The organism is Citrobacter sp. wls757 (genome assembly GCF_005280935.1).
Lineage (GTDB): Bacteria > Pseudomonadota > Gammaproteobacteria > Enterobacterales > Enterobacteriaceae > Citrobacter > Citrobacter portucalensis.
Genome location: NZ_SZWU01000072.1, coordinates 22,480 through 28,678 on the forward strand (window position 1 = coordinate 22,480; position 6,199 = coordinate 28,678).

Consider the following 6,199-nt stretch of genomic DNA (forward strand, 5'->3'; position numbering starts at 1 on the left):
CACGCCGTTAAAAATCGACGCCACAAACGCTGACAGCAGCGTCACTTTATAAGCCGCCACCACCTGCGGATTGGTAATCACATCCCAGTATTGCGCCCAGCTCATTTGCGCCAGTTGCATCACCAGCGCGCTCAGCGGCAGCAGCAATATCAGGCAGACAAACAGTAAGCTGGTGCCCAGGCTCAAAGTGAAGCCGGGCAGCACACGTCGGGAAGAAACAGCAAACATTTACTTACGCCCCGCCGCCAGCAGTTTGTCCAGCTCACCGCCGCTGACAAAGTGCGTTTTCATCACTTCAGGCCACGAGCCAAACTTATCTTCCACACGGAACAATTCGGTCTGCGGGAATTTATCTTTCAGCTTGTCCATTACCTGCGGGTTATTCACGCGGTAATAGAAATCGGTAATGATGGTTTGCGCCTGCGGGCTGTACAGCCAGTTCAGGTAAGCTTTCGCCGCTTTTTCAGTACCGTTGGCCTGCACATTTTTATCTACCCAGGCCACCGGGAACTCCGCCAGAATGTTGACCTTCGGCACCACCACTTCGAAGCCCTGGTCTTCGTACTGTTTACGGATATTGTTCACTTCCGATTCAAAGGTAATCAGTACGTCGCCCAGACCGCGCTCCACGAAGGTGGTAGTTGCACCACGACCGCCGGTATCAAATACTTCCACGTTTTTCAGAAACTGGGTCATGAACTGTTCGGTTTTAGCTTTATCCCCACCGTCCGCTTTATCTGCCGCGCCCCACGCAGCCAGATAGGTATAGCGTGCGTTACCGGAGGTTTTCGGGTTCGGGAAAATCAGCTTCACGTCCGGGCGAACCAGATCGTTCCATTCGTGGATATTCTTCGGGTTGCCCTTACGCACCAAAAACGCCATGGTGGAATAGAATGGCGAACTGTTATTCGGCAGGCGGCTTTGCCAGTCGGCAGGGATCAGCTTGCCTTTGTCATGCAGGATCTGCACGTCGGTCACCTGGTTATAGGTCACGACGTCAGCTTTCAGCCCCTGCAAAATCGCCAACGCCTGTTTTGATGACCCGGCATGAGATTGTTTAATCGTCAGTTTGTCGCCGCCGTTATCCTTCGCCCATTGCTGTTCAAACGGCGGATTAAGGGCGGCAAACAGCTCGCGGGAAACATCGTATGAACTGTTCAGCAGTTCCGTTGCCTGCGCCTGCCCCACCAGCAACAGCATGGCTGCCAGCGTCAGTGTTCTTTTTTTCAGTAAGTTAACGGCCATTGCGCACCCTTATAAATTAAATGACTTTCTTATGGTCATCATATTTATAACCAGTGCTAAAGGAGTAACGGTTTTATATACCGTTTGATGATTTGAAAGTTGAAAAGAGAATAAGGGGTACCTCCTCCCCAGCACATGGGGAGGAGACCGGCATCAATCAGACGCCGACGCTTACGCTTTCAGGCAAAGTGCTGCCGCCATCAATCACGTTTTGCGTGCCAGTTAAATAACTGGACTCATCCGATGCCAGGAACGCCGCCAGTTCACCGACCTCAAGCGGGCAGGCCAGACGACGCATCGGGATCGCTTTCGCCATTTCGACTAAAACGGATTCAGGATCTTCCGGGTTAGACTGACGCGCAATGCTTTCCGCCATCGGCGTACGAACGTAGCCAGGGCAAATGGCGTTCACGCGAATGCCGGACTGCGCATATTCTACCGCCAGGGATTTGGTCAAACCGATGATCGCGGCTTTCGACAGCGCGTAGGCCGTTTCGCCCGGGTCAGCAACCATATCGCCGGTCACCGATGACATCATCACGATGCGCCCATCTTTGCGCGCAATCATCTCCGGCAGAACGGCTTTCGTCACGTTCCAGACGCCTTTAATGTTGATATCAATGTGGAAATCGCGATCTTCATCGCTCATATCAAGGAAATTGCCGAGGCGGCATACGCCGGCATTGTTCACCAGAATATCGATTTTGCCTTCAATCTGCTTCGCGCGCGTCACCGCTTCCTTGACCGACGCAAAATCTCTGACGTCAGCGTGAACAGCTGTGCAACGGTGCCCTCGCCCAGCCAACTCATCCGCCAGTTTTTCAATCTCATCGGAGATATCCAGCAGGATTAAGTTCGCACCATGGCGGGCAAACGTTCTGGCGATACCCTCGCCAATACCCTGAGATGCGCCCGTAATCAATGCTGTTTTGCCCGTGAGTTTTCCCATTTCAATATTCTCCTTTTGAATATGAAGCCTTCACTTCATTCACGCAGAAGATACAGCAATAACAAATTAGTGCTGAGGAATAGCTCACTAAATCAGGTTAATCTCAGGTAAAAAAAATCCCCGACGATGCGGGGATGTCTATTTCGTGGCCGATAACAGGATTAGCTCACCATTACAGCGCCATTAAACGGTCCAGCGACGGTGCAAAGTAATAGCCGCCGGTTACCGGTTTGGTGAAGCGCAGCATCGCATCACGCTTACCGTCAGTGTCACCAAACATGCTCAGCAATTGTTGTTCAATGTTGTACAGACGAGCGCAGTAGGCGCAGAAATAGAGACCATGCGTGCCGCTGGCAGTACCGTATGGCAGGCTCTGGCGCACAATTTTCAGCCCTTTACCGTCTTCTTTGAGGTCAACACGGCTCAGGTGAGAGGTGACCGGACGGTCATCACCGTCGATCTCTTCGTTGGCTTCCTTGGTACGACCAATCATCATTTCCTGGTCATGGATGCTCATGCGATTAAGCTGCTTCAGGTTATGTTCCCAACGCTGCACAAACACATAGCTGCCACCGGCATCCACGCCATCTTTGATAACGGCAACTTCACGGCGCGTTTCTTCGCCTGCCGGGTTTTCCGTACCGTCAACAAAGCCGCTGAGATCGCGCTCTTCGACCCAACGGAAACCGTGGATTTCTTCTTTAACTTCAATACAGTCGCCAAATGCTTCCATTGCCGCCTGCGCAACGGAGAAATTCACGTCATGACGCAAAGAGAGAATATGGATCAACACGTCATATTGGGTTGCTGGTGCCAGACCTTTACCGTAAGGGATAAAGTCTTTTAACTCTTCAGCACCGACGCCGCCGCTCAATGCACGCCAGGTGTTGTTGCCAAAAGCGACAACCGCGCCCAGATGCGCATCCGGGAACTTAGCTTCAAAGGTCGCCAGCTTATCGGCGAAGGTTTTGCTGGCCGCACGCAGGGCATCAACGTCGCCTTTAACATTGGCTTCAATCCAAATCGCCGCACGGCAATGTTCTGGCAAAATGCCACTCTGAACCTGAGACATTGTTCCTCCTGAAAAAAAGATGCCACGACATCGTGGCATTGATGGGCGCTATTCTACCTGTTTTTTTAACAAGCCGATTTGTTCAGACGCAAATTAACGCCGCCAGATAATTTTGCTTACTTTCCACGCTTTCAGCGTGTCGTCAGACGGCATTATATCCTCAGGCCCACTCCATTCGCCGGAAAAAATATAGCTAATATGTTGACTTCCCTCAGCTTTACACTCAACGCCCGCGCTGTCATCGCCGGTTGCTTTTTGGCAATTACCGAAAGCTTTAGTGTAAAGGTCGCTAAACGGTGTACCGATTTCGACACCCGCGGCTGACGAAATATCGTGATCTAATACATCAATACGACTGATGGTTCCCTGGCTGCCGTTGATGACTATCGCCAGCTTGTCGTCTTTCATCGCTTCATAGAAGCGCACCACATTACCGTTATCGGTCTTCATTCCGCTACGCAGGCGGTAATCACCGTCCAGCGCATCAGCAATGGCTTTTTCATCCAGCGGCGTAGCGCCCGTTAACGCTCCTACGCCCTGCTCTGTGACCTGCGTTGAAGAACCAAACCAGTTCCACGGATTGGCGGCAGACCAGTTCACCGAGGACAACGTTGAACACCCGGCCAGTAGCAGCGGCATCGCGCATAAAGTCAAACGCAGTGATTTCATTTCACTTCCTTCCTTATTTATCAACGGTGCTTGGAGTCCGGTTTCCCCAAAAAGTGCCGTTATTCTTTCTCAAGGGAAAAACAGGCGCGCAGACGTTGATTGGTTAACAGCCAGATCAGCGCGACGATATCCGCCACCAGCAGCGCCAGCCCGACGCCGTTGAGCGGATCGCCTGCCAGCCACATCACCGGCTGCCAGCACAGCAGCACCAGTTGAGCGAGAATCAATAATCCGCGCAGCCAGCGCCAGATCACCGGAAACGCAAAGCGTCGCCCACTGAGTAAAAACGCCAACACGGCGGGAACGCCGGGAAGCAACCCCAGCCAGAATGCGTCATGATCGGGATAAAACAGATTCAGCAAGGTGTTGCCCTGCTCACGGGAAGAACCGGCAATCACAAACAAAACCCAGGTGCGTGCCTGCAACAGCAGTACGCACCAGAAGAGAAAAGGCAGGCGCAGACGCCCATGACCATCATAGTCGGCCGGATGAAACTCAGTACTCTTCATCTTCGATCAAACGCTTGCCCAGATTGAGTACATCCGCATGTTCATAGCCCAAACGTTCATACATGCCCTGTACGACGTCGTTATCGTCACGCACCATGATTTGAATCTTCGGACAACCGCGGGCAATGAGCTTTTTCTCCAGCCGGTTGAGCAGCGCATTGGCGATGCCGCGACCGCGAAACTCAGGATGCACGCCCAGGTAATAGGCGGAACCGCGATGCCCGTCGTATCCGCCCATCACCGTACCGACCACCTCGCCGTTCACTTCAGCAACGAGGAACAAGCTGACGTCATGATTGACTTTACGTTCGATGTCCATTTCAGGGTCGTTCCATGGACGCAGCAAATCACAACGCTCCCAGAGGGTGATCACCTCTTCGAAATCTTCCTGGCGAAAAACGCGTATTTCCATGGTATTGGGTACCTTTTCAGGACGTTAAAAAGCGATTATGGCGCGAACGGCTGATTTAGCCAATATCTGACGCGAAGCGGCGGAAAAAATGGCATAATACGGAATTGTCACGTATTGAAATGAAAAGTAAAACAATTCTTATCTCGATCCGTCGCAACGGACTACGCGATACGATATAACGTTTAGAACCTTTTTTTTACAACTCAGGCCGTATGAGCACTTTTAAACCACTAAAAACACTCACATCGCGCCGCCAGGTGCTGAAAGCCGGGCTGGCCGCCCTGACGCTGTCAGGCATGTCACAAGCCATCGCTAAAGAAGAAGCGCTAAAGACCAGCAATGGACACAGCAAACCGAAAGCGAAAAAATCCGGTGCTAAGCGCGTTGTTGTCCTTGATCCGGGGCACGGAGGAATTGATACCGGCGCAATTGGTCGCAACGGCTCGAAAGAAAAGCACGTTGTGTTGGCTATTGCCAAAAACGTGCGCTCGATCCTACGTAACCAGGGGATTGATGCACGCCTGACCCGCTCCGGCGATACGTTTATTCCGCTCTACGATCGCGTCGAGATCGCCCACAAACATGGTGCCGATCTGTTCATGTCGATCCACGCCGACGGTTTTACCAATCCGAGCGCTGCGGGTGCATCGGTCTTTGCCTTATCCAATCGCGGTGCCAGTAGCGCCATGGCGAAATATCTGTCCGATCGTGAAAACCGGGCCGATGAAGTCGCCGGAAAGAAGGCCACTGACAAAGATCATTTGTTGCAGCAGGTGCTGTTCGATCTGGTGCAAACTGACACCATAAAAAACAGCCTGACGTTAGGCTCGCATATTCTTAAGAAGATCAAGCCGGTACACCGTCTGCACAGTCGCAGCACGGAACAGGCCGCCTTCGTGGTGCTAAAATCACCTTCGATTCCGTCGGTCCTGGTCGAAACCTCGTTCATCACCAACCCGGAAGAAGAACGATTGCTGGGTACGGCGGCGTTTCGTCAGAAAATCGCCACCGCTATCGCCAATGGCATCATCAGCTATTTCCACTGGTTTGATAACCAGAAAGCACACTCGAAGAAACGTTAACCATGAAGCCCGATGCACAGCGCGTAAAACAGTTCCTGCTCAGCCTGCAGGATGAAATTTGTCAGCAGTTATCCACCGTAGACGGCAGCGAATTTGTTGAGGATAACTGGCAACGCGAAGCGGGCGGCGGCGGGCGCAGTAGGGTGTTGCGTAACGGCGGTATTTTCGAGCAAGCAGGCGTCAACTTCTCCCACGTCCACGGCGATGCAATGCCGGCCTCGGCTACCGCGCATCGCCCGGAGCTTGCCGGGCGCAGTTTTG

At 52.5% G+C, this 6,199-nt stretch carries 8 protein-coding genes and 1 pseudogene; 2 read left to right on the plus strand and 7 right to left on the minus strand.

Annotated elements, in window-relative coordinates:
- From FDW94_RS19775 to FDW94_RS19805, 7 genes and pseudogenes are all read right to left on the minus strand, one after another.
- A pseudogene (locus FDW94_RS19775) lies at positions 1–228 on the minus strand (molybdate ABC transporter permease subunit); the annotation flags it as partial.
- Entirely contained in the window at positions 229–1,245 is a 1,017-nt protein-coding gene (gene cysP, locus FDW94_RS19780; protein ID WP_003835019.1) for a thiosulfate/sulfate ABC transporter substrate-binding protein CysP, read from the minus strand.
- A 157-nt stretch (positions 1,246–1,402) separates the two neighbouring features.
- Positions 1,403–2,194: an SDR family oxidoreductase UcpA gene (gene ucpA / locus FDW94_RS19785; protein WP_003835020.1), complete on the minus strand. Its 792-nt coding sequence runs from the start codon at positions 2,192–2,194 to the stop codon at positions 1,403–1,405.
- Positions 2,195–2,366: 172 nt separating this feature from the next.
- On the minus strand, positions 2,367–3,266 hold the full coding sequence (yfeX, locus tag FDW94_RS19790) for a porphyrinogen peroxidase (protein WP_048215808.1): 900 nt from the start codon (positions 3,264–3,266) through the stop codon (positions 2,367–2,369).
- Between the two features lie 93 nt (positions 3,267–3,359).
- Positions 3,360–3,935: an RpoE-regulated lipoprotein gene (locus FDW94_RS19795; RefSeq protein WP_048215807.1), complete on the minus strand. Its 576-nt coding sequence runs from the start codon at positions 3,933–3,935 to the stop codon at positions 3,360–3,362.
- Between the two features lie 59 nt (positions 3,936–3,994).
- Positions 3,995–4,444, minus strand: coding sequence for a DUF2919 domain-containing protein (locus FDW94_RS19800; RefSeq protein ID WP_003835027.1), 450 nt, complete (start codon positions 4,442–4,444; stop codon positions 3,995–3,997).
- Complete coding sequence (locus tag FDW94_RS19805; protein ID WP_003038048.1) at positions 4,431–4,856, minus strand: GNAT family acetyltransferase; 426 nt, start codon at positions 4,854–4,856, stop codon at positions 4,431–4,433. The genes FDW94_RS19800 and FDW94_RS19805 overlap by 14 nt, the downstream gene beginning before the upstream one ends.
- 212 nt (positions 4,857–5,068) lie before the next feature.
- On the opposite strand from FDW94_RS19805, the gene amiA reads away from it, so the two are divergent.
- Both amiA and FDW94_RS24560 read left to right on the plus strand, forming a co-directional pair.
- Positions 5,069–5,938, plus strand: a complete 870-nt coding sequence (gene amiA, locus FDW94_RS19810; protein WP_003038046.1) for an N-acetylmuramoyl-L-alanine amidase AmiA — start codon at positions 5,069–5,071, stop codon at positions 5,936–5,938.
- Between the two features lie 2 nt (positions 5,939–5,940).
- Positions 5,941–6,199: coproporphyrinogen III oxidase (locus FDW94_RS24560; protein ID WP_249358650.1), on the plus strand; the 259-nt coding region annotated here is incomplete at its 3' end.

Bases quoted from the DNA above. Each gene is read 5' to 3' on its own strand.
- cysP (WP_003835019.1), bottom strand. From the start codon at position 1,245: ATGGCCGTTAACTTACTGAAAAAAAGAACACTGACGCTGGCAGCCATG.
- ucpA (WP_003835020.1), bottom strand. From the start codon at position 2,194: ATGGGAAAACTCACGGGCAAAACAGCATTGATTACGGGCGCATCTCAG.
- yfeX (WP_048215808.1), bottom strand. From the start codon at position 3,266: ATGTCTCAGGTTCAGAGTGGCATTTTGCCAGAACATTGCCGTGCGGCG.
- FDW94_RS19795 (WP_048215807.1), bottom strand. From the start codon at position 3,935: ATGAAATCACTGCGTTTGACTTTATGCGCGATGCCGCTGCTACTGGCC.
- FDW94_RS19800 (WP_003835027.1), bottom strand. From the start codon at position 4,444: ATGAAGAGTACTGAGTTTCATCCGGCCGACTATGATGGTCATGGGCGT.
- FDW94_RS19805 (WP_003038048.1), bottom strand. From the start codon at position 4,856: ATGGAAATACGCGTTTTTCGCCAGGAAGATTTCGAAGAGGTGATCACC.
- amiA (WP_003038046.1), top strand. From the start codon at position 5,069: ATGAGCACTTTTAAACCACTAAAAACACTCACATCGCGCCGCCAGGTG.